This is a genomic window from Variovorax sp. TBS-050B, from assembly GCF_029893635.1.
Taxonomy (GTDB): domain Bacteria; phylum Pseudomonadota; class Gammaproteobacteria; order Burkholderiales; family Burkholderiaceae_C; genus Variovorax.
In genome coordinates, this window is sequence record NZ_JARXYR010000002.1 from 620,789 (window position 1) to 641,045 (window position 20,257).

Genomic DNA, 20,257 nt, shown 5'->3' on the forward strand with positions numbered 1-20,257 from the left:
TCTGCAATGTACCATTCGTACATAACCACGCCACGGATGCGCCTTTGACCACCGCCCCGCCCCGCCAACGCCTCGCCCGCGAAGACCGCTACCGGCAGCTGATCGCCTCGGCATGGACGCTCGTGAAGCACGAAGGGATGGATGCGCTCACGCTCGGGCGCCTGGCCGAGCAGGCCGGGGTCGCCAAGCCGGTCGTGTACGACCACTTCGGCAGCCGCAACGGACTGATCTCGGCGCTCTACCTCGACTTCGAGGCGCGCCAGGAAGCGATCATCGACGCCGCCATCGCAGCCACGCCGAAGCGGCTCGACGCGATGGCGAGCGTGATCGCCGCCACCTACGTGGACTGCGCGCTCGCGCAGGGCCGCGAGCTGCCGGGCATCGTCGGCGCACTGGCCGGCGCGCCCGAGCTCGAACTGGTGCGGCGCGAATGCGCCGATGCCTTCCACGAGAAATGCCGCCGCGTGCTGGCGCCGTTCGCGCCCGCGGGCCAGCTCGCGCCGCTGCGCGTGCGCGCCATGCTGGGCGCGGCCGAAGCGCTGTCGTACGCCGCGGTGGCGGGCGAGATCACGCCGGCGCAGGCCCGGGCCGAGCTGCAGGCCACGATCGCGCTGCTGGTCACGACGCCGAAGGCGCCGGCCCCGCACAAAAGCTGACGCAGGCGTTACGCTCGGCTCCTCATGCCCCGCTCACCGAAGACCCCTCCCGCCAGGACCGAGCCGGCGCCCGGCCCGGCCGGCAAGCACGACCGGCTCGACGCCCGCGTGCTCGAAGCCTTCGTCGGCTACAACGCGCGCCGCGCGTGGCTGATCGTGAGCGACGTGTTCGCCGAGCGCATGGCGCCCTACGGGCTCAAGCAGATCGACTTCTCGGTGCTCTCGCTGCTGGCCCACAACCCCGGCGCCACCTCGCGCCAGCTCTGCAACACGCTGGACATCCTGCCGCCCAACCTCGTGAGCCTGGTCTCCACGCTCGACAGCCGCGGGCTCATCGAGCGCCGGCCGCATCCGCACGACGGCCGTGCGGTCGGCCTGCATCTCACCGAGGCCGGCGAGAAGCTGATCCGCGAGGCCGAGCAGACCGTGATGCAGCTCGAAGCCGACGCGAGCGCACGCCTCACGCTGCGCGAGCGCGAGACGCTGATCCGGCTGCTGCAGAAGATCTATCTCTGACGCGGGGCGGCCGCTACAGGCCGCGCTCCACCATGTCGATGAGCTGCTGGCCGAGCGCATGGATGGCCGCCGCATCCATCGCCTTGAGCGGCCCGTCGATGATGAGCAGCGCAAGCCCGTGCACGGCCGACCACGCGAGGTACTCGGCATTCGGGCGGCGCGCGGGATCGAGCACGCCGGCTTCCACGAGCCGGTCGATCGCGGTGCCGAGCAGCTGGAACGGATCGAGGCCGCCCGGGCCCGCGCTGCCCGGCCCCACGTCGCCGGCCGCTTCATCGGACGAGACCACGAAGGCGGTGCGGAACAGCCCCGGCTCCGCCTGCGCGAAGCGCAGGTAGGCGGTGCCGATGGCGCGCACCCGCGCACGCGCGAAGTCGGCGGGCGGCTGATCGCGCGGAAGCACCGCGAGTGCCTGTTCCATCGCCACCGCCGCGGCCGAGAGCGCCGCCGCACGCACCGCGAGCAGCAGCTCGCGCCGGCTCGCGAAATGGCGATAGGCCGCGTTCGGCACCACGCCCGCGCGCCGCGTCACCTCGCGCAGCGCCACCGCCTCGGGGCCGCCGTCGCGCGCCAGCTCGATGCCCGCATCGAGCAGCGCCCGCCGCAGGTCCCCATGCCGGTAGGTGCTGCGCGCGGCAGGCGGTGTGGGGGCGGGGGGAACGACGCGCGGGCTCATCGGAAGAATCTCCATGTGGACAGTGTCCATTATGTCTGCTATTCTTTGTGGACGGTGTACACAAACTAGGTATTCCGTATTCGCGCAGGGTCTGCGCCCTTCTTCATCCCGTCCAAAGGAGTCGCCATGAAAGTCCAGTCCTATCTCTCCTTCGAAGGCCGTTGCGACGAAGCGATCGCTTTCTACAAGAAGGCGCTTGGCGCCGAGGTGGTCCAGCTCATGCGCTACAGCGAAGCGCCCCCCATGCCCGCGTCCGACATGGAGGACGGCTGCGGCGGTGCCACGCCGGCGGCCGACAAGGTGATGCATTCCGTGCTGCGCGTCGGCGAGACCGAGCTGATGCTGTCCGACGGACGGTGTTCGGGGCAGGCGGAGTTCAAGGGCATCATGCTGTCGATCACCGCGTCCACCGATGCCGACGCGCGCAAGTGGTTCGATGCGCTCGCCGAAGGCGGCCAGGTGATGCAGCCGCTGACGCAGACCTTCTTCACCTCGAGCTTCGGCATGCTCACCGACCGCTTCGGCGTGGGCTGGCTCATGGTCGTCGCGGCCGCCTGATACGGAGGAAACAGCACCATGTCTCCCATCCACGCCTACCTCACCTTCGACGGCAACGCCGCCGAAGCCATGCGCTTCTACGAAAAGACGCTCGGCGGCACCATCCATATGATGATGACCGTCGGCGAGACGCCCGACGCCGCGCACTTTCCGCCCGAGGCGCGCCACCGCATCATGCATGCCGCGCTCGCCTACGGCGACGGCATGCTCATGGCCTCCGACACCATGCCGGGCCAGACCTACGAGGGCATGAAGGGCTTCGGCGTCGCCCTCACGCTCGACACCGTGGCCGAAGGCAAGCGCGTGTTCGACGCCTTCGCCGAGGGCGGCCACGTCGGCATGCCGTTCGAGAAGACCTTCTGGGTCGAGGGCTTCGGCATGGTAACCGACCGCTTCGGCACCCCGTGGCTCATCAACGGCGGCAAGCCGCTCGTCTGAGTTCTTTCTGCAGGAAATCCATCCATGACCGACACACTCGACAACAACAACCGCAAGCGCTGGCTCGCACTGATGGTGCTGTGCCTCGGCGTGCTGATGATCGTGCTCGACACCACGATCGTGAACGTGGCGCTGCCCTCGATCCGCACCGACCTGGGCTTCACCGAAACCTCGCTGGTCTGGGTGGTGAACGCCTACATGCTGACCTTCGGCGGCTTCCTGCTTCTCGGCGGCCGGCTCGGCGACCTCTACGGCCACCGCCGGATGTTCCTGGTCGGGCTGGTGCTGTTCACGCTGGCGTCGCTGGCCTGCGGCATCGCGGGCTCGCAGGCCATGCTGGTGGCGGCGCGCGCGGTGCAGGGGCTGGGCGGCGCGGTGGTCTCGGCCGTGTCGCTCTCGCTGATCATGAACCTCTTCACCGAGCCGGCCGACCGCGCCAAGGCGATGGGGGTCTACGGCTTCGTCTGCGCCGGCGGCGGCAGCATCGGCGTGCTGCTCGGCGGCCTGCTCACGAGCACGCTGAGCTGGCACTGGATCTTCCTGGTCAACCTGCCGATCGGCGTGGCGGTGTATGCGCTGTGCGTGGCGCTGCTGCCCAAGGCGCGCGGCCATGCCCACGGCGAGAAGCTCGACGTGGCCGGCGCGGTCGCGGTCACGCTGTCGCTGATGCTCGCGGTGTATGCGGTGGTCAACGGCAACGAGGCCGGCTGGCAGTCGGCGCAGACGCTCGGGCTGCTGGGCGCGGCGGCGGTGCTGATGGTGCTGTTCATCGCCATCGAAGCGAAGGTGCAGCATCCGCTGATGCCGCTCGGCCTGTTCCGGCTGCGCAGCGTGTCGGTGTCGAACGTGGTGGGCGTGCTCTGGGCGGCCGCGATGTTCGCGTGGTTCTTCATCTCGGCGCTCTACATGCAGCTGGTGCTCGGCTACACGCCGATGCAGATCGGCCTCGCCTTCCTGCCGGCCAACCTGCTGATGGCGGTGTTCTCGCTCGGCCTGTCGGCCAAGCTGGTGATGCGCTTCGGCATCCGCCGGCCGCTCGCCGGTGGCCTCGGGCTCGCGGCCGTCGGTCTTGCGCTCTTTGCATGGGCACCGGTGAACGGCGGCTTCGCGCTGCACGTGCTGCCCGGGATGCTGCTGCTCGGTCTCGGCGCCGGCATGGCCTTCAATCCGCTGCTGCTCGCGGCGATGAGCGAAGCCAGCCCCACCGAATCAGGGCTGGCCTCGGGCGTGGTGAACACCGCCTTCATGATGGGCGGCGCGCTCGGCCTGGCCGTGCTCGCGAGCGCCGCGGCGGCGCGCACGGGGGCGATGACGGCCGCCGGGGCGCAGTTGCCGCTCGCGCTGACCGGCGGCTACAACCTCGCGTTCCTGATCGGCGCGGTGTTCGCGGCCGTGGCGGCGCTGCTCGGCGGGCTGCTGCTGCGCACCGCATCGCCGGCATCCGCGCAGCACCACAACGACAACAACACCCAGAACGACGAAGGGGCGTCCACCGGCGCGGCCAGCCGTGCCACGGCGTCCTGAGGGCGGCGCGCGCATCCCGCCTCCGCGCTTTCCCTTCTTTCTTTTTCCGTTGCAACCAAGGAGATTTCCCATGGCCCGCTATATCGATGGTTTCGTCGTGCCCATTCCCGCCAACAACGTCGAGGCGTACCGCAAGCTCGCCCGCAAGGCCGGCAAGATCTGGATGGAATACGGTGCGCTCGAATTCGTGGAGTGCATTGCCGACGACGTGAAGCCCGGCAAGTACACGTCCTTTCCGCAGAGCGTGAAGCAGAAGGCCGACGAGACCGTGGCCTTCTCGTGGATCGTGTTCAAGTCGCGCAAGCACCGCGACGCGGTCAACGCCAAGGTGATGGCCGATCCGCGCCTCGCCGCGATGGACCCGAAGACCATGCCCTTCGACGCCAAGCGCATGATCTTCGGCGGCTTCAAGCCGATCGTCGAGTTTTGAACCACCCCCGTCCCTCGCGCACTTCGTATCGCTCGACTCCCCCCTCGAGGGGGCAACACCAGCGGCCCGGCAAAGCCGGTTCCGCGGTGTTCCTGGCTGATTCGCCGCTCCGCGCGCTCAGCCCAGAAAGCCGTCGTAGACGAGCTTGAGGCCGGTCAGCAGCATGCCGAGGTACACGAAGCGATAGAACCACGTCGCGTCGATGCGCCGTGCGATGCGGATGCCGACCCACACGCCGAAGGGCGCGAGCGGCATCAGTACGACGGAGGTGGCGAGCGTGCGCAGGTCGATCAGGCCTAGCCATGCGTAGGGGATCCACTTGCTCAGGTTCACCACGAAGAAGAAGTAGGCCATCGTCGCGGTGAACACCACCGGCTTGAGCCGCAGCGGAATCACGTAGGCATTGACCGGCGGACCGCCCGCGTGCGCGATGAAGCTCGTGAAGCCCGACACCGCCGTGAGCGCCGCACCCACCGCGCGCGAAGGCAGCGGATCGTCGGGCTTGGGCGGGAACACCAGCCGCTGCGCGAGGAACAGCAGCGTGAACACGCCGACGATGCCCGCGACCGTGTGCGCCGACAGCACGCGAAACAGCAGCGTGCCGATGAGCGTGCCGAGCAGGCCGAACGGAATCAGGAACTTGAGCAGCGCGCGGTCGAAGTCGCGGCGGAAGGCCGCGATGCCCAGCACGTCCATCAGCAGCAGCAGCGGCATCAGGATCGCCGCCGCCTGCGGCACGGTCACGGCCAGCGCCATCAGCGGCACCGCGAGCGAGCCGAAGCCGGCACCGAAGCCGCTCTTGCTGATGCCGAGCAGCAGCACGGCGGGAATGGCGACCGCATAGAAATGCGGGTCGGTGATCAGGGGAAAGACCATGGAACGGGCAGCGGCAGGGCAGAAAAATGCCCGCGCGGCATCGGCAGGCGGCGGGCCGTCCGAGCGTAGCAGGATGCCGGCGGGCTTGCTGGCGGCGGCGCGCCCTGCCGAAAACTGTGCGCAAACGCACAGCGCGCGCCGCGGCCGCCGCGCACACTGCACGGACCCTTGCCGCAGCCGCGGCACACCTCCCCGACCGCTACAAGGAATTCCCATGGACCCCCGGGCCGCCACCGCCACACCTTCCCTCGCGACCTCCGACGATGCCGGCAAGCTGCTGCTGCGCGTGGCCATCGGCGTGCTGGTGCTGCTGCACGGCATCTTCAAGCTCTCGGCCGGCGTGGGCTTCATCGCGGGCATGCTGGCCAAGGCCGGCTTGCCGGGCGGGCTCGCCTACCTGGTGTACGTGGGCGAGATCGTGGCGCCGCTGCTCATGATCGCCGGCCTCTGGACCCGCGCCGCCGCGGCCGTGGTCGTGGTGAACATGCTGTTCGCCCTCGGCCTGGTCCACATGGCCGACCTGTTCGCGCTGACCAAGCAGGGCGGCTGGGCGCTCGAACTGCAGGGCCTGTACCTGTTCGGCGCGCTCGCCGTGGTGCTGCTGGGCGCGGGCCGCTTCGGCATCGGCGGCGTGCGCGGCCGCTGGAACTGAGCGGGCTCAGGCAGCGTCGCCGCGCACCTGCGCGACCATGCGCTCGAGCCGCGCCACGTCGGCCACGACGAGCGCGCGCTCTTCCTTGCGCAGCACGCCGTCGCGCGCGAGCACGTTGAGTTCGCGCGTCACCTGCTCGCGGTTGGTGCTGATCTGGCCGGCAAGCGCCGCATGCTTCGGCGCCGGTGCGAGCCGCGCCTGGTTGTCCGCGACGCCGGCCGCGCGCGCCAGGCGCAGCAGCTCGGCATGCAGCCGGTTCTGCACGCCCAGGGTGCTCAGGTCGATCACGCGCTCGGACAGCTGCCGCACCAGCGACGCGAGCCGCTGCATCACGCGGCCGGCCACCAGCGGCTCCTCGCGCAGCAGCGCCAGGAAGGCCGCGCGGTCGAGGCTCGCGACCACGCAGGGCTCGAGCGTGACCACGTCGGCCGAGCGCGGACCGCCGTCGATGGCCGCGATGTCGCCGAAGTGCTCGCCGGCCTCCGAGTCGCGGAAGGTCACCTGGCGCCCGTTGGCCGAATAGGTCGTCACCCGCACGCGGCCGGAGACCAGCAGGAACACCTCGCCCTGCGGCTGGGCGCGCAGCAGCAGCGGCTTGCCGCCTTCCACGCTGTGCCAGAGGCACTGGCCCGCCAGCTCGTCGAGGCGCCGGTCCGGCAGCCCCTGCAGCAGCGCGATCCGCCGCAGCGCGAGGCTGGAGCGTGCCGCCGCGGTGGCGGCCGCGCGGGTGGAAGAAGGGGAGTTCGACGGTGGGGCCATGGGAGGTCGCGGGGCGCGCGCATTATGCTTGCGAGCCCCTCCGACTCCCCGCATGGACAGACGTTCCCCATCCACCCCCCTGACCCCGACGCGGCGCAACCTGCGATGGGCCAGCGGGCTGGTGCTGATGGGCTACGTGACGCTGCATCTGCTGAACCATGCGCTCGGCATCGCGTCGTTCGCGCGTGCGGAGGCCGTGCTCGGCGTGCTGCGCGCCTTCTGGCACAGCCCGCCCGGCACGCTGCTGCTCTACGGCGCCGCGCTGGTGCACCTGGTGCTCGCGGTCGCGGCGCTGTGGGAACGCCACACGCTGCGCATGCCGCCGCTCGAGGCCTTGCGCGTGGTGCTCGGCTTTTCGCTGCCGCTGCTGCTGGCCGCGCACCTCACGGCCATGCGGCTGGCCCACACGGCCTACGGCATCGAAGGTTCCTATGCGCGGGTGGTGTGGGGGCTGTGGGATCTGCCGGGCGCGAGCGCGCAGTTCGCCCTCATGCTCGCAGCCTGGGCGCACGGCTGCCTGGGGCTGCACTTCGCGCTGCGCGTGCGGCCTTGGTATCGCCGCTTCTCGCACCTGCTGCTGGCGCTGGCGGTGGTGCTGCCGCTGCTCGCGGCGATCGGCTTCGTCTCGATGGGGCGCGAATTCCAGTGGACCGGCGTTCCGCCCTACGCGGCGCCCACGCCCGCGCAGGCCCGCACGCTCGAGGCCGTGGAGCGCAGCATCAAGCTGTTCTATGCACTCGGGCTGGTGCTGCTGCTCGGCGCGCACGCCGGCCGCGCCTGGGTCCACCGCTGGACCGGCGGCGCATCGATCGCGCTGCGCTACCCGGACCGCACGGTGCAGGTGCCGCGCGGCTGGAGCGTGCTGGAGGCCAGCCGCGCGCACGGCATCGCGCACCTGTCGGCCTGCGGCGGACGGGCGCGCTGCTCCACCTGCCGCGTGCGCGTGGCCGGACCCGCCGCGCACGTCGGCGCTCCGGGGCGCGACGAGGCACGCACCCTCGCACGCGTGCGTGCGCCGCACGACGTGCGCCTGGCGTGCCAGCTGCGCCCGCAGGGCGACGTGGAGGTCACGCCGCTGTTCGCGCCGCCGCCCAACGAGGGCCGGCCCGCGCCGGTCGCGCGCTTCGGGCACGAGCGCGAGGTCGCGATCCTGTTCGTCGACCTGCGGCGCTGGTCGGGCCTGTCGGAGCGGCAGTGGCCCTTCGACCTCGCCTACGTGCTCGACCGCTACTTCGCCACCGTGGGCGCCGCGGTGCGCGAGGCCGGCGGCGTGCCCAACCAGTTCATCGGCGACAGCGTGATGGCGATCTTCGGCCTGGAGTGCGAGCTCGCGACCGCCTGCCGCCAGGCCCTGCACGCCACCACGCTGATCGGCCAGCGCATGGACGCCTGGAGCGACGGCTTCGAGGCCCAGTTCGGCCAGCGGCTCGATTTCGGCATGGGGCTGCATGCGGGCCGCGCCGCCGTGGGCGAGGTGGGCTACCTCGAGACCACCACCTTCAGCGCGATCGGCGAAGTGGTCAACACCGCGAGCCGGCTGCAGGACCACTCCAAGCAGGCCGCGGCGCGGCTCGTGCTCTCGCTGTTCGCGGCCCAACAGGCCGGTGCGGCCGAGCGCTTCGGCGAACCCGAGCTGCTCGCGGTGCGCGGCCGCACCGAGCCGCTGCAGGTGCTGTACGCCACGCGCACGGCCTGAGCCCCGAGCCCTTCGCCCGAAACCGGTGCGCAAACGCACAGCGCGAACGGCAGCGCGGTTTCACACTGCATGCCGTGGCAACGACGAATGTCCGCCGCCCACACGACATCCGAAGGGACTCTCCGACCATGAACACCAAGCAACTCATCGCCCTCTCCGCCCTCGCGCTCGCCGCCAGCGCCGCATCGGCCCAGACCGTGCCGGCCGAAGCCTGGGTGGGCGCACCGATCGCCAGGACCGCCGGTGCGCTGAGCCGCGCCGAGGTGCAGACCGAGCTTGCGCGTTCGCAGACGGTCGCCCGCGCGCCGCAGGAAGCCTGGGCCGGCAGCGCCGCCGGCGAGGCCGTGGCGGCCGGCGCGCTGAGCCGCGCCGAAGTGCAGGCCGACCTCGCGCTGTGGACCCGTGCCGGCCTCGACCAGTACGCACTGCGGGACAGCGTGGACCGCACCAGCCCCGACTTCCGCCAGCGCAGCGCCACCTACGAACAGTCGCGCCAGAGCGCCGCCTACACCGCCGAAGTGCAGCGCCTGCAGGGCGCGCCCGCGGTCGCGAGCAGCGGCGCCGGCGCTTCCGGCGCGAACTGAACGCGCTCAGCCCGCGGGCGCGACGCGCACCGTCGACGCCGCGCGCCGCGATGCGATGGCGAAGCGCACCGGCAGGAAGCGCTCGATCACCGCGCAGTTGGTGCGCGTGTGCTCGGTCACCTCGCTGCAGGTGAAGGCCGCGGCCTGCCCGCTCTGCCAGGTCGCGAGCGCCAGCAGCAGCGCGAGCTGATCGGCCAGGTGCGGGCCGACCGCCGCCTCGCTCTGGAGGAAGGCGCGCACCTCCTTCACCAGCGCATGCGCCACCTGCTCGGCCGAGAGCGTCTTCTCGCCGAAGGCGGTGAAGACCTCGGTCACGTTCGCATGCACGAGCGTGGCCATCAGCGCATTGCCCGGACCTTCATCCTGGCGCGCCGTTCCGTAGCGCAGCTGCTCGCCGCTCCAGCCCAGCGCGGCGCCCAGCGTCTCGAGTTCGCGCGTGGGCACGTGGCGTGCGAGCCCCGGCGCCAGACATTCGGCATGGCGCTCGCGCGCCTCGCCGCGTTCGAGCAGGTCGAAGGGCTGCAGCAGGCCGGCCGCGGGCACGATGGTGGCCTCGACCTCGCCGCCGCCCGCGGGATAGAAGCCGGCGCGGCGCAGCACCAGCTGCAGGTCCGCGCCCAGGCGGCGCACCAGCGGCGCGAAGGCGCGCTCCAGGAAATGGAAGGGCGGCGCCATCGGGTTGTGCGTGCCGCCGCGCAGTTGCACGCGGCTCGGCGCGCCGGCCAGCAGCAGTGGCGGCAGCACCGTCTGCAGCACGAGCAGGCAGCTGCCTGCGCTCGCGACGGTGAACTGGTAGGCGCCCGCGCGCACCGCGCCGGGCGCGAAGCGCAGCGACTGCGCGCCGAGCTCGGCGCCTTCGACACGGGCGCCGCTGATCTCCGCCGCGGCGTTCACGCAGGCGAGGTGCTGACGCATCAGGCCCGGCTTGGCGCGGCCCGCGCGGATGTTCTCGATCGCGACCGGCTGGCCCGTGGCGACCGAGAGCGCGAGGCTGGTGCGCAGGATCTGGCCGCCGCCTTCGCCCTGGGCGCCGTCGAGCGCGATGGTTCGCGGCAGTGCCGCGTTCTCCTGTTCTTGTGCTTGCATTTCTGAATCTCTTTTTTCTTCGTTGTCTTGCCCCGGCTCACGACGGCCGCGGCTGGAAGTGCTGCGCCCACATGCGCACCTCGCAGCGCGCATGGCTTCGCACCACCGCCATCTGCGAAGCCGAGGGCGGCCGGCCGACGCAGTGCATCAGCGCGAGAAGCCGCGGCAGCCGCTCGGGATCGTCGTCGCGGTGCGCGAATGCGGCCTCGGCGCAGGCCGCGATCCGTTCGCCGTCGATGGCCCGCAGGAAGTCGCGCCAGCGCCATGGATTCGCCTGGCCGCGCAGGCAGGCCTCGATGGCCCAGTCTTCGTCGCCCGGATGACGCAGGCAGCCCGCGAGCGCCTTCGCGGCCTCGTCGGCGCCCACGCGCGCCCAGCTTCCCCACGTCGACTGCCGCGCCTCGACCAGCGCACGCAGCCGTTCGATGTCGGCCTCCGCGCCCCAGACGCCCAGCGCGGCGATGGCCAGCACGCGCAGGCTCCACCACTTGCTCGCCAGCGCCGCCTCCACCTGCGCGCGCGCCTCGGGCGTGGGCGCCGAGCGGGCCAGCGCCCGCAGTTGCGCCGAAGCCAGGCCGAGCAGGTTCGCGCCCTCGCCGTCGCGCGATGCCGCGCTCGCGGCACGGCGCGCGCGCCGGCAGGCGAGGCAGCGCACCGCGCCGCCGTGGATGCTCGCATGCACCACCTCGTACCACCACTTCTGCTGCTTCGCGGTCCAGACCTCTTCGGCGCCGCAGTCGCGGCAGGTGAAGGCACGGTCGAGGTAGTGCGTGGGCAGCGTGCCGTAGGTGTTGTTGTGGCGGGCGAGCACCTCGAGATCGGCCGGCTCCATGCCCGGCGCGCGCAGCAGCGCGCCGCGCGGCCGGTCGGGCGCGCGCAGCTCGGCCTCGATGCGCGCCGCGCGCGCGAGGCGGTGCGCCTTGATCTCGGCGCGGCGTTGCTTGTTGCTCTTCACGGTCCTGTCCTCCACCTGCCGGCCGCGGCACGCGCCGCGGCGTCGGTCATCCCTTCACGCAAACCACCTGCTTGAGCGTGTACACCACCTCCACCAGGTCCTTCTGCGCCGCCATCACCGCATCGATGTCCTTGTAGGCCATCGGGATCTCGTCGATCACGTCGGCATCCTTGCGGCATTCGACGCCCTCGGTCGCCGCGACCTGGTCGGCCACGGTGTAGAGCTTCTTCGCCTTGGTGCGGCTCATCGAGCGGCCCGCGCCGTGGCTGCAGCTCATGAAGCTCTCGGGGTTGCCCTTGCCGCGCACGATGTAGCTCTTGGCGCCCATGCTGCCCGGAATGATCCCGAGCTCGCCGGCCTTGGCGCTCACCGCGCCCTTGCGGGTCACGAGCACGTCTTCGCCGAAGTGCGTCTCGCGGCTCACGTAGTTGTGGTGGCAGTTCACCGCTTCCACATGCGCCTCGAAGGGCTTGGCGATGACCTTGCGCGCGGCCGCGACCACGCGCTGCATCATCACCTCGCGGTTCGCACGCGCGAACTTCTGGGCCCAGCCCACGGCGCGCACGTAGTCGCCGAAGTACTTCGCGCCTTCCTCGAAGTACGCGAGGTCCTGGTCGGGCAGGTTGCGCTGGTGCTGTTCGGCATCCTTCTTCGCGAGCTCGATGAAGTGCGTGCCGATGGCATTGCCCACGCCGCGCGAACCCGAGTGCAGCATGAACCACACCGCGCCCGCCTCGTCGAGGCAGACCTCGATGAAGTGATTGCCGGTGCCCAGCGTTCCCAGGTGCTTGTGGTTGTTGGTGTTCTTCAGGCGCGGATAGTCCTCGCAGATCGCGTCGAACTCGCCCTTCAGCGCCGACCAGGCCACGTCGGTCTCGTTCGGCGGCGTTTCCCACGAGCCCTTGTCGCGGCCCATGCGCCTGGGGTTCGAGCCGTGCGGCACGGCCTTCTCGATCGCGGAACGCAGCGGGCCGAGGTTGTCGGGCAGGTCGTTCGCATGCAGCGTGGTCTTGCAGGCCATCATGCCGCAGCCGATGTCCACGCCCACCGCGGCCGGGATGATGGCCTTGAAGGTCGGAATCACCGAACCCACGGTCGCGCCGATGCCGTAGTGCACGTCGGGCATGGCCGCGATGTGCTTGAACACGATCGGCAGGCGCGCGGCGTTCTCGAGCTGCTGCTGCGCCTCGGCTTCCACGGGCACGCCGTTCGTCCACATCTTCACCGGCACCCCGTTGGCGACTTCGTGCAGCTTGTAGTTCTGTTCCATTCTTCTCTCCGGAAAGGCCGGCGCGGCTGCGTCGGTTCCAATAAAAAAAGCAGCGACAAGGATCGGCGAAACATTCGTGCTCTACCACTGAGCTACGGTCTTTCGACCGGCGGGATTCGAACCCGCGACCCCGAGCGTTGAAGGCTGTAGTTCCGCCAGCATTCGCTGCACAAACACCTGCATCCCCGTTCGGCGACGAACGATCGATGCGAGGAAGCACATGGTTGTATGTACTCGCATCTGCATTCGCCGAACGACGACACTCATTCGGATTCTTCTTCGGATCGGGCGCCGCGGCCACAGCCGACGGCGCCGTCTCGCTTTCCACTCAGATCGAAGTCTCTTCGATCACACCCACCCAGTGGTCGGCGCCCAGGCCGCCCGCGGCATAGACCGCCAGCAGCTTGAACACTTCGTCGCTGAAGCCGCCGATGTTCAGCACATCGTCGCGCTCCTGCGCCTGGGTGGTCGCACAGGGCTGGATGTCGATGCAGACCATCCGCGCCTTCGGGTTGCGCTTCCTGAACGCCTCCCACTCCTGCATGGTCGCGGTGCCGCGGCCACGTGCGCGGTCGGCCCACGATTCGTTGTCCGACACCAGAACCACCAGGTCGGCCTGCGCCTTCTCGCGGTTCAGCAACGCCAGCGGCGCGCTGCACGCGGTGCCGCCACCGCCCACCGCCGCCAGCCTGGCGGCATTGGTCAGCACCGAATCGCGCGGATTCAGCGACAGCGAAACCACTTTGGTCTCGAAGGGCAGCACACGCGCATCCGCATTGCGGCGAAGCACGGCGGCAGCCACCAGCGCGGCCACGTCGATGCAGCGCACCGCCGAAGTCGCGGAGCCGCGGTAGCCCGTCACCGGCGCGCTCATCGAGCCCGACACGTCGGGGCACACCACCACGCGGCCCTCGAACTGCGGCACGTTGGCCAGCGCGAGTTCCATCGCGTCCTGCAGCGCCTCCTTCACCGAGTGCGGCACCTCGGCGCCGGTCGCGGCGTAGGCCGCCATCAGCTGGTACGGCAGCACGCGCGCCCTGGCCACGGCCTGCGGATCGCGTAGCTTCGCCGCCACTTCCTCGGCCAGGCCGGGGAGCGTGAACACGCCATGACGGGCGAAGGTGTTCAGGTTCTGGCGCACCATCTGCCACGAGCCGCGCTGCGCGATCCGCGCCCAGGCCCGGGTGTCCAGTTCCAGCGCGGTCAGCATCTGGAACGGCACCTCGGGCACTTCGAGCGAACGGTCGCGCTTGAAGCGTTCGAAGGCCTGCGTCACGGGCGGCAGCGCCTCGAGCGCATACGGACGGCCGATCAGCCATGCGAACCATGCGGCGCGCCACGCTTCGGCAGGCTTGGGGTGAACCATCTTCACCACGTCGGCCAGCGAAGGCGTGCTGCCCACCGCGGCGTTCAGCAATTGGGCCTCGGTCGCGTCGAGCAGCCATTGCTGCACGAGCTTCTTCGGACGCGTGCCGAGCGACTTGCGGCCCACGGCACCCGATCGCAGCATCTGCACGAAGTTGCGCAGCATCCTGCCGTTGTCGATCACCTGCGGAAACACCTTGGCGAGCAGCGCCACGTCGCGCACCGCGAGCGTCGCGGCCAGCAGCGCGGGCATGTCCTTCATGTGACCGCTGCGGCGCGCATACACGGCCGTCTTGGCAACGAACAGCGGATCGACTTGGCGGGCCAGGGCCAGCACGGCATCGAGCTGGTCCTGCGCCTGTGCGTAGAAGCTGTTGTTCAGGCAACCGGTCGCGGCGAGTTGCGCCAGCTGGTGCCTGGGCGACGGCGCGTAGGCCGCGCCACCGGCTTCGTTGCGCGCGGTGGCCGCGGGCAGCAGCGCGCCGCGCAGGGTCTGGAAGAGTTGAAGGTTGGCCATTTGACTTCTCCTTGCGGGGTTCTTTTTGTTCGTTCGTTGACTGGGTACGTGCTCCTTATCGCAACGGGTGTGCCAGGTACCGGTGGCGCCTTGTCGGAGCTCAACAACCCGTTGATTTCATTGACCTTTTTTCAATTCATCGCCCATGCTGGCCAAACCATCGACACCGTTTGCCGGATATTTCTTATAATTTTGGATAGTCATTTATCCAAACAATGAAGAAACCCATCGTCGTCATCGGCTTCCTCGGCACCCAGCTCGATGCCGGCCAGGGCACCGGCCGCTGGGAGAAGTGGCGCCCCACGGTCTCGCTCGCGCAGCACGAGGACATGGTGGTCGCGCGCATGGAGCTGCTTTACACGCTGCGCCATCAGGCGCTGGCCGACCGCGTCAAGGCCGACATCGCGGCGGTCTCGCCCGAGACCACGGTCAACCTCGTGCCGATGGAGCTGGCCGATCCCTGGGACTTCGGCGAGGTCTACACGCGCCTGTACGACTGGGCGCGCGCCTACCCCTTCGACACCGAGCGCGAGCAGTACTGGTCGCACATCACCACCGGCACGCACGTGGCGCAGATCTGCATGTTCCTGCTGTCGGAGTCGCGCGTGATTCCGGGCGTGCTGGCGCAGACCTCGCCGCCCCGGCGCCAGCGCGCGGGCGAGGCGGGCACCTGCGCGCTGATCGATCTGGACCTCTCGCGCTACGACGCGATCGCGCGCCGCTTCGACGCCGAGCAGCGCGACGCGGTCGCCTTCCTGAAGAGCGGCATCGCCACGCGCAACGCGCGCTTCAATGCGCTGATCGACGAGATCGAACGCGTGGCGGTGCGGTCGCGCGCGCCGATCCTGCTCGTTGGGCCGACGGGCGCGGGCAAGTCCTTCCTGGCGCGGCGCATGTTCGAGCTCAAGCAGTCGCGCCACCAGACGACCGGGCCCTTCGTCGAGGTGAACTGCGCCACGCTGCGCGGCGACGGCGCGGCCTCCACGCTGTTCGGGCACAAGAAGGGCGCCTTCACCGGCGCCGCGAGCGAGCGCGCGGGGCTGCTGCGCACCGCGCACCAGGGCGTGCTCTTTCTCGACGAGATCGGCGAGCTCGGCCTCGACGAGCAGGCGATGCTGCTCAAGGCCATCGAGGAGAAGCGCTTCTTCCCGGTCGGCGCCGACAAGGAGGTGGAGAGCGATTTCCAGCTCATCGCCGGCACCAACCGCGACCTGCGCAGCGAGGTCGCGGCCGGGCGCTTTCGCGAAGACCTGTTCGCGCGCATCAATCTCTGGACCTACGACCTGCCGGGGCTCGCGCAGCGCCCCGAGGACATCGAGCCCAACGTCGACCACCTGCTGGCGCTGCATGCGAGCGAGAACCACCGCGTGGTGCGCTTCAACGCCGAGGCGCGCGCGGCCTACCTGCGCTTCGCGCAGAGCGGCGAGGCGCTGTGGTGCGGCAACTTCCGCGACCTGTCGGCGAGCGTGACGCGCCTGGCCACCCTGGCCGACGGCGGGCGCATTCCGGTCGCGCTGGTCGAGGCCGAGATCGCGCGGCTGCGCTGGCTGTGGAACCGCGAGGCACCGGCGGACGGACACGGCGCCGCGGCGGACGCCGTCGACCTCGACGCGCTGCTCGGCGAGGCGCGCGCGGCGGCACTCGACCTGTTCGACCGCCTGCAGCTCGAAGCGGTGCTGCGCGTGTGCCGAAGGGCGCGCAGCCTGTCGGACGCGGGGCGCCAGCTGTTCCAGGCCTCGCGCGCGCAGCGCAGCGTGGTGAACGATGCGGACCGTCTGCGCAAGTACCTCGCCAAGTACGGGCTCGAATGGAGCCGCATCGCATGAACTGGAAGAAGCTCGCGACCCTCTTCGCCCTGCCGGCCCTGCTCGGCGGCTGCGTGCAGTCGATGTTCTATTACCCCGACCGCGTGCGCTACGAGACTCCCGCGGCGCTCGGGCTGCGCTACGAGCCGGTGCAGTTCGCCAGCGCCGACGGCACGCGCCTGTCCGGCTGGTTCATTCCCGCCGCCGACCGCGCGGACCCGAAGCAGGCCCGGGGCACCGTGGTGCATTTCCACGGCAATGCGCAGAACATGTCGTCGCACTGGCGCTTCGTGGCCTGGTTGCCGAAGCAGGACTTCAACGTCTTCGTGTTCGACTACCGCGGCTACGGCGAATCCGAAGGGAGGCCCGAGCCCCGGGGCGTGTTCGAGGATTCGAGCGCCGCGCTCGACCATGTGCGGGCACGCGCCGACGTCGACCCCGAGCGCCTCCTCGTCTTCGGCCAGAGCCTGGGCGGCACCAACGCGATCGCGGTGCTGGGATCGGGCAACCGCGCGGGCGTGCGGGCGGCGGCGATCGAGTCGACCTTCCATTCGTATTGGTCGATCGCGAACGAGAAGCTGCCCGGCGCCGGCCTGCTCGTGAGCGACGAATTCGCCGCCTCCAGATACGTGGCGGCGATCTCGCCCATTCCGCTGCTGCTGATCCACGGCACCGCCGATGCGGTGATCCCGCACGCGCATTCGCAGCGCCTGTTCGCCGATGCGCGCGAGCCCAAGCGGCTCGTCGAGGTGGCGGGCGCGGGCCACCTCGAACCGATGACCGGGCGCTTCGGCAGCACCTGGCAGCGCGCACTGGTGGCATTCTTCGAGGCTTCGCTGCCGCCACCCCTGCCACGACCATGAAGCACTTCGACCAGGCCGCCACCCGCGCACCGCTCGACTTTGCGCGGCTGGTGCCCGCCCTGCATGCCGCCTTCGCGGCCGATGCGCAGGTGCCGCCGCGCCATGTGCACACGGTCCGGACCGGCGGCGGCGCCGATGCCGGCGAGGGCACGGTGCTCATCATGCCGGCATGGAGCGACGCGGGCTTCCTGGGCATCAAGACGATCAACGTCTTCCCGGGCAACGGCGCGCGCGGCCTGCCGGGCCTGCATGCCACCTACGTGCTGTACGACGCGCGCACCGGGGTGCCGCTGGCGCTGATGGACGGCAACGAGATCACCGCGCGCCGCACGGCCGCGGCTTCGGCGCTCGGCGCTTCCTTTCTGGCGCGCGGCGATGCGCGCCGCCTGCTCGTGCTGGGCACCGGCCGCATCGCGCGCCTGCTGCCGGCCGCGCATGCGAGCGTGCGCGCCATCGGCGAGGTGCGGGTGTGGAACCACCGGCCCGAAGGCGCCGAGGCGCTGGCCGCGCAATGGCGCGCCGAGGGCCTGGACGCACGCGCCGTCACCGACCTCGAAGCCGCCGTGCGGGCGGCGGACATCGTGAGCTGCGCCACGCTCGCGACCGCGCCGCTGGTGCGCGGCGAATGGCTGGCGCCGGGCTCGCACCTCGATCTGATCGGCAGCTTCACGCCCGCGATGCGCGAGGCCGACGTGCGCTGCTTCGAGGGCGCGCGCGTCTTCGTCGACACCGCCGAGGCATTGCAGAAGGCCGGTGAGCTGCTCGACGCGGTGGCATCCGGCACGCTGCGCATGGAGGCGGTGCAGGGCACGCTGGCCGCACTCTGCCGGGGCGAACGCGCCGGCCGTTCGGGCGACCGCGAGCGCACCGTGTTCAAGGCCGTGGGCAGCGCGCTCGAGGACCTGGCCGCGGCCACGCTGGTGTGGCAACACGCGATCTAAGGCTTAAGGCCTAGGCATCGGCCTTCGGCGGTCGCCCGTGAAAGCCATCGGCTGACAGGCAGGCAGGCCGTGCGGCCGATGGCACGCCTCTTGCGCCGGGGCTAGGCTGATGCCCATCGACACCCGATGCAGAGAGAGGCCTGCCGCATGCTCACCGTTTCACAGAAAGCCACCATCCTCGGCAAAGCCGGTTTCGACGTGCCCGCATGCCCTGCCGGCGATGCCGCCCCCGACGCGTCCGCCGCAGCATCGCCCGCCATGCAGGCATGGGCCCAGGCCGTCGAGGCCATGTACGTCGGCTACGTGGCAGCGCGCGCGGCCAAGAGCCTGCGCGACGCCGAGGAATCGCGCCAGGCCGACATGCTGCGGCGGCTGTCGCTGAACGCCTGGGCCGCCTGAGCCCGTATTCACACATTTGAATTAAGGCGGAGAGCACATCCGCCGATTAATGCGTGCAAAAGTTCACATCTAAGCCCGCTTCCCCGTAACTCGACCCCGCCCGGCGCCGGATAGCAGAGGAGCGTCGTTCGCACAGCCGGCCGTCGACGCGTGTTCTCTCGCCGGCCCGGGGTTGTGCATGTTTTCGAGCTTTGGAGCGGCCGCATGGGGGGCGCGCATGCGCCGGTCGGCGGCGGGTCTGGCCAGCGCCATGGGGCTGCTGCTCCTGCTGCCGATGGCCGCATCGGCGGCGCTGGATGAAGTGGGCCAGGCGCCGCCGAGCGTGCACCGGCTGAAGTTCTACGTCGATCCTTCGCACGCCGCCGGCATCGGCGCCGCCGAGGCGGGCCGGCGCCTGGCGCTCTACGTGGCCGACGTGAACAGCGTGTTCCGGCGCGAAACGGTGCGCAGCTTCGTCTTCGATCCGGCCTCGGACCTGCAGCTGGTCGCGCCCGCGGCGGCGCCGCGCTGCAGCTTCAACGGCCTGGTCGACGGCGAGATCGCGGTCTGCGTCTCGGTCTCGCAGCGCGGCTACAGCCACGGCGGGCTCGCGATGAGCTGGACCTATCCGCAGAAGGGCGTGGTCTGGAACCTCCACTGGATCGGCATCCACGATCCGGCGCGGCTGTCGCGCGTGCCGACCGCGGCCGCGCCCGAAACGACCGAGAAGGACTACCTCGGCCGCCAGCTCAAGACGCTGCTGCACGAGCTGGAGCATGTGTTCGGCGCGGGCTCGGGCGAGTACTACAACGCGAGCCACGTGGCCGACACCACGGGCGTGGCGCCCAAGGCCGACCTGGCGCTGTCGAACCCGCGCGATCCGTACTGGTGGCCGCGCCAGCACTGGCGCCACGATCCGCTGCTGGGCAGCGTGTTCGAGGAACGCTTCCGCCCGCAGGCCAACCGCGCCGCCACGCTCGCGATGACGCGCTTCACCGCGGGCACGAAGGCGATGATCAACACCGACTGGCGCCAATGGCCGCGCTGGGCGAGTTCGAAGTACATGGCCGGCACCGCACGCACGCAGGTGGCCGTCACCGACCGCGCGAGCGGCGCCGCGCTGCCGGGCGCCAGGGTCGCCGTGTGGCGCGACCCGGGTTCGCGCCGGCCACTGGTGCCGGTGGCCGAAGGCACGAGCGACGCGCAGGGCCGCTTCGTCTTCGACTGGGGCTGCGGCCACAGCTGCTTCGCGGTCGGCAAGACGACGCTGCTGGTGAAGGCGCAGGCCGAGGGCCGCGTGGCGGGCGCGACCTGGTTCACCATCTTCGACGCCTTCGAGCAGAAGGCGGTGCACGGCCGTGCCGCGATCACCATCGACCTGCCGCTGGGCGTGGCCGACGCGCAGTTGCCGATGGTGGCGGTGAACGCGCCCGCGACGGCCGTGGTCGGCGAGCCCACCACGCTCGCGCCCGTGGTCTCCGACGACCACGGCGTCGTCGGCGTGAAGGTGATGCTGGCCGGCAGCACCCTGCCGGTGTGCACCTTCACGGCCGCGCCTTACGTGTGCAGTTGGACGCCCGGCCGGCCGGGGGTGCAGACGATCGAGGTGCTCGCGACCGATGCCGCGGGCAATGCGGCCGCGACCTCGGTCGAGGTGCGGGTGGCGCCGCAGGCCGGCGACGACGTCGCCGCGCTCTGAGCGGGCTGCGCCC

Annotated in this window: 21 protein-coding genes; 14 read left to right on the forward strand and 7 right to left on the reverse strand. The window is 70.7% G+C overall.

The annotated features are described in order from the left end of the window. Positions 1-44: 44 nt before the first annotated feature. Entirely contained in the window at positions 45-656 is a 612-nt protein-coding gene (locus M2165_RS05920) for a TetR/AcrR family transcriptional regulator (RefSeq protein ID WP_280813746.1), read from the forward strand. A 24-nt stretch (positions 657-680) separates the two neighbouring features. Beyond that, on the forward strand, positions 681-1,172 hold the full coding sequence (locus M2165_RS05925) for a MarR family transcriptional regulator (protein WP_280813747.1): 492 nt from the start codon (positions 681-683) through the stop codon (positions 1,170-1,172). A 13-nt stretch (positions 1,173-1,185) separates the two neighbouring features. On the opposite strand, the gene M2165_RS05930 is transcribed toward M2165_RS05925, so the two are convergent. Beyond that, positions 1,186-1,848: a TetR/AcrR family transcriptional regulator gene (locus M2165_RS05930; RefSeq protein ID WP_280813748.1), complete on the reverse strand. Its 663-nt coding sequence runs from the start codon at positions 1,846-1,848 to the stop codon at positions 1,186-1,188. A gap of 126 nt (positions 1,849-1,974) precedes the next feature. On the opposite strand from M2165_RS05930, the gene M2165_RS05935 reads away from it, so the two are divergent. The 4 genes from M2165_RS05935 to M2165_RS05950 all read left to right on the forward strand — a co-directional run bounded on the left by M2165_RS05935 (position 1,975) and on the right by M2165_RS05950 (position 4,798). Then, the gene (locus M2165_RS05935) at positions 1,975-2,406 is read left to right on the forward strand and encodes a VOC family protein (RefSeq protein WP_280813749.1); all 432 of its coding nucleotides are present in this window, start codon (positions 1,975-1,977) and stop codon (positions 2,404-2,406) included. Between the two features lie 18 nt (positions 2,407-2,424). Beyond that, a complete protein-coding gene (locus M2165_RS05940; RefSeq protein WP_280813750.1) occupies positions 2,425-2,844 on the forward strand; it encodes a VOC family protein in 420 nt (139 codons plus the stop codon). 24 nt (positions 2,845-2,868) lie between these two features. Continuing rightward, positions 2,869-4,368, forward strand: a complete 1,500-nt coding sequence (locus M2165_RS05945; protein WP_280813751.1) for a DHA2 family efflux MFS transporter permease subunit — start codon at positions 2,869-2,871, stop codon at positions 4,366-4,368. Between the two features lie 70 nt (positions 4,369-4,438). Further along, positions 4,439-4,798 carry a DUF1428 domain-containing protein gene (locus M2165_RS05950; RefSeq protein ID WP_280813752.1) on the forward strand — a complete coding sequence of 120 codons (360 nt, stop codon included), beginning with the start codon at positions 4,439-4,441 and terminating at the stop codon, positions 4,796-4,798. Positions 4,799-4,915: 117 nt separating this feature from the next. Here M2165_RS05950 and M2165_RS05955 read toward each other — a convergent pair whose 3' ends face one another. Further along, entirely contained in the window at positions 4,916-5,674 is a 759-nt protein-coding gene (locus M2165_RS05955) for a sulfite exporter TauE/SafE family protein (RefSeq protein WP_280813753.1), read from the reverse strand. Between the two features lie 214 nt (positions 5,675-5,888). On the opposite strand from M2165_RS05955, the gene M2165_RS05960 reads away from it, so the two are divergent. Continuing rightward, positions 5,889-6,326 carry a DoxX family protein gene (locus tag M2165_RS05960; protein ID WP_280813754.1) on the forward strand — a complete coding sequence of 146 codons (438 nt, stop codon included), beginning with the start codon at positions 5,889-5,891 and terminating at the stop codon, positions 6,324-6,326. A 6-nt stretch (positions 6,327-6,332) separates the two neighbouring features. Here M2165_RS05960 and M2165_RS05965 read toward each other — a convergent pair whose 3' ends face one another. Further along, the gene (locus tag M2165_RS05965; RefSeq protein WP_280813755.1) at positions 6,333-7,085 is read right to left on the reverse strand and encodes a Crp/Fnr family transcriptional regulator; all 753 of its coding nucleotides are present in this window, start codon (positions 7,083-7,085) and stop codon (positions 6,333-6,335) included. 52 nt (positions 7,086-7,137) lie between these two features. Here M2165_RS05965 and M2165_RS05970 point away from each other — a divergent pair, with 52 nt between their 5' ends. Both M2165_RS05970 and M2165_RS05975 read left to right on the forward strand, forming a co-directional pair. Beyond that, the gene (locus M2165_RS05970; protein WP_280813756.1) at positions 7,138-8,781 is read left to right on the forward strand and encodes an adenylate/guanylate cyclase domain-containing protein; all 1,644 of its coding nucleotides are present in this window, start codon (positions 7,138-7,140) and stop codon (positions 8,779-8,781) included. Positions 8,782-8,909: 128 nt separating this feature from the next. Next, a complete protein-coding gene (locus M2165_RS05975; protein WP_280813757.1) occupies positions 8,910-9,365 on the forward strand; it encodes a hypothetical protein in 456 nt (151 codons plus the stop codon). 6 nt (positions 9,366-9,371) lie between these two features. Here the strand turns inward: M2165_RS05975 and rtcA are convergent, their stop codons facing one another. The 4 genes from rtcA to M2165_RS05995 all read right to left on the reverse strand — a co-directional run bounded on the left by rtcA (position 9,372) and on the right by M2165_RS05995 (position 14,558). Continuing rightward, positions 9,372-10,451 (reverse strand): RNA 3'-terminal phosphate cyclase, encoded by a 1,080-nt coding sequence (rtcA, locus tag M2165_RS05980; RefSeq protein WP_280813758.1) that lies wholly within the window; start codon positions 10,449-10,451, stop codon positions 9,372-9,374. A gap of 37 nt (positions 10,452-10,488) precedes the next feature. Continuing rightward, on the reverse strand, positions 10,489-11,406 hold the full coding sequence (locus M2165_RS05985; protein WP_280813759.1) for a zinc-ribbon domain containing protein: 918 nt from the start codon (positions 11,404-11,406) through the stop codon (positions 10,489-10,491). A 46-nt stretch (positions 11,407-11,452) separates the two neighbouring features. Then, on the reverse strand, positions 11,453-12,676 hold the full coding sequence (locus M2165_RS05990) for an RtcB family protein (protein ID WP_280813760.1): 1,224 nt from the start codon (positions 12,674-12,676) through the stop codon (positions 11,453-11,455). A gap of 328 nt (positions 12,677-13,004) precedes the next feature. Continuing rightward, positions 13,005-14,558, reverse strand: a complete 1,554-nt coding sequence (locus M2165_RS05995; protein ID WP_280813761.1) for a VWA domain-containing protein — start codon at positions 14,556-14,558, stop codon at positions 13,005-13,007. A gap of 215 nt (positions 14,559-14,773) precedes the next feature. Here M2165_RS05995 and rtcR point away from each other — a divergent pair, with 215 nt between their 5' ends. The 5 genes from rtcR (at position 14,774) to M2165_RS06020 (ending at position 20,244) form a co-directional block, all read left to right on the forward strand. After that, entirely contained in the window at positions 14,774-16,384 is a 1,611-nt protein-coding gene (gene rtcR, locus M2165_RS06000; RefSeq protein ID WP_280813762.1) for an RNA repair transcriptional activator RtcR, read from the forward strand. Next, entirely contained in the window at positions 16,381-17,226 is an 846-nt protein-coding gene (locus M2165_RS06005; protein WP_280813763.1) for an alpha/beta hydrolase, read from the forward strand. The genes rtcR and M2165_RS06005 overlap by 4 nt, the downstream gene beginning before the upstream one ends. Beyond that, positions 17,223-18,167: an ornithine cyclodeaminase family protein gene (locus M2165_RS06010; RefSeq protein ID WP_280813764.1), complete on the forward strand. Its 945-nt coding sequence runs from the start codon at positions 17,223-17,225 to the stop codon at positions 18,165-18,167. The genes M2165_RS06005 and M2165_RS06010 overlap by 4 nt, the downstream gene beginning before the upstream one ends. A gap of 147 nt (positions 18,168-18,314) precedes the next feature. Continuing rightward, positions 18,315-18,566 (forward strand): hypothetical protein, encoded by a 252-nt coding sequence (locus M2165_RS06015; protein ID WP_280813765.1) that lies wholly within the window; start codon positions 18,315-18,317, stop codon positions 18,564-18,566. A gap of 250 nt (positions 18,567-18,816) precedes the next feature. Continuing rightward, the gene (locus M2165_RS06020) at positions 18,817-20,244 is read left to right on the forward strand and encodes an Ig-like domain-containing protein (protein WP_280813766.1); all 1,428 of its coding nucleotides are present in this window, start codon (positions 18,817-18,819) and stop codon (positions 20,242-20,244) included. Positions 20,245-20,257: the final 13 nt, after the last annotated feature.

Excerpts from the sequence above, each read along its gene's own strand:
- M2165_RS06005 (WP_280813763.1), top strand. The coding sequence starts at position 16,381 with ATGAACTGGAAGAAGCTCGCGACCCTCTTCGCCCTGCCGGCCCTGCTC.
- M2165_RS05930 (WP_280813748.1), bottom strand. The coding sequence starts at position 1,848 with ATGAGCCCGCGCGTCGTTCCCCCCGCCCCCACACCGCCTGCCGCGCGC.
- M2165_RS05970 (WP_280813756.1), top strand. The coding sequence starts at position 7,138 with ATGGACAGACGTTCCCCATCCACCCCCCTGACCCCGACGCGGCGCAAC.
- M2165_RS05955 (WP_280813753.1), bottom strand. The coding sequence starts at position 5,674 with ATGGTCTTTCCCCTGATCACCGACCCGCATTTCTATGCGGTCGCCATT.
- M2165_RS05995 (WP_280813761.1), bottom strand. The coding sequence starts at position 14,558 with ATGGCCAACCTTCAACTCTTCCAGACCCTGCGCGGCGCGCTGCTGCCC.
- rtcA (WP_280813758.1), bottom strand. The coding sequence starts at position 10,451 with ATGCAAGCACAAGAACAGGAGAACGCGGCACTGCCGCGAACCATCGCG.
- M2165_RS05925 (WP_280813747.1), top strand. The coding sequence starts at position 681 with ATGCCCCGCTCACCGAAGACCCCTCCCGCCAGGACCGAGCCGGCGCCC.
- M2165_RS06015 (WP_280813765.1), top strand. The coding sequence starts at position 18,315 with ATGCTCACCGTTTCACAGAAAGCCACCATCCTCGGCAAAGCCGGTTTC.
- M2165_RS06010 (WP_280813764.1), top strand. The coding sequence starts at position 17,223 with ATGAAGCACTTCGACCAGGCCGCCACCCGCGCACCGCTCGACTTTGCG.
- M2165_RS05950 (WP_280813752.1), top strand. The coding sequence starts at position 4,439 with ATGGCCCGCTATATCGATGGTTTCGTCGTGCCCATTCCCGCCAACAAC.
- M2165_RS06020 (WP_280813766.1), top strand. The coding sequence starts at position 18,817 with ATGGGGCTGCTGCTCCTGCTGCCGATGGCCGCATCGGCGGCGCTGGAT.
- M2165_RS05965 (WP_280813755.1), bottom strand. The coding sequence starts at position 7,085 with ATGGCCCCACCGTCGAACTCCCCTTCTTCCACCCGCGCGGCCGCCACC.
- M2165_RS05975 (WP_280813757.1), top strand. The coding sequence starts at position 8,910 with ATGAACACCAAGCAACTCATCGCCCTCTCCGCCCTCGCGCTCGCCGCC.
- rtcR (WP_280813762.1), top strand. The coding sequence starts at position 14,774 with ATGAAGAAACCCATCGTCGTCATCGGCTTCCTCGGCACCCAGCTCGAT.
- M2165_RS05935 (WP_280813749.1), top strand. The coding sequence starts at position 1,975 with ATGAAAGTCCAGTCCTATCTCTCCTTCGAAGGCCGTTGCGACGAAGCG.
- M2165_RS05960 (WP_280813754.1), top strand. The coding sequence starts at position 5,889 with ATGGACCCCCGGGCCGCCACCGCCACACCTTCCCTCGCGACCTCCGAC.
- M2165_RS05945 (WP_280813751.1), top strand. The coding sequence starts at position 2,869 with ATGACCGACACACTCGACAACAACAACCGCAAGCGCTGGCTCGCACTG.
- M2165_RS05940 (WP_280813750.1), top strand. The coding sequence starts at position 2,425 with ATGTCTCCCATCCACGCCTACCTCACCTTCGACGGCAACGCCGCCGAA.
- M2165_RS05990 (WP_280813760.1), bottom strand. The coding sequence starts at position 12,676 with ATGGAACAGAACTACAAGCTGCACGAAGTCGCCAACGGGGTGCCGGTG.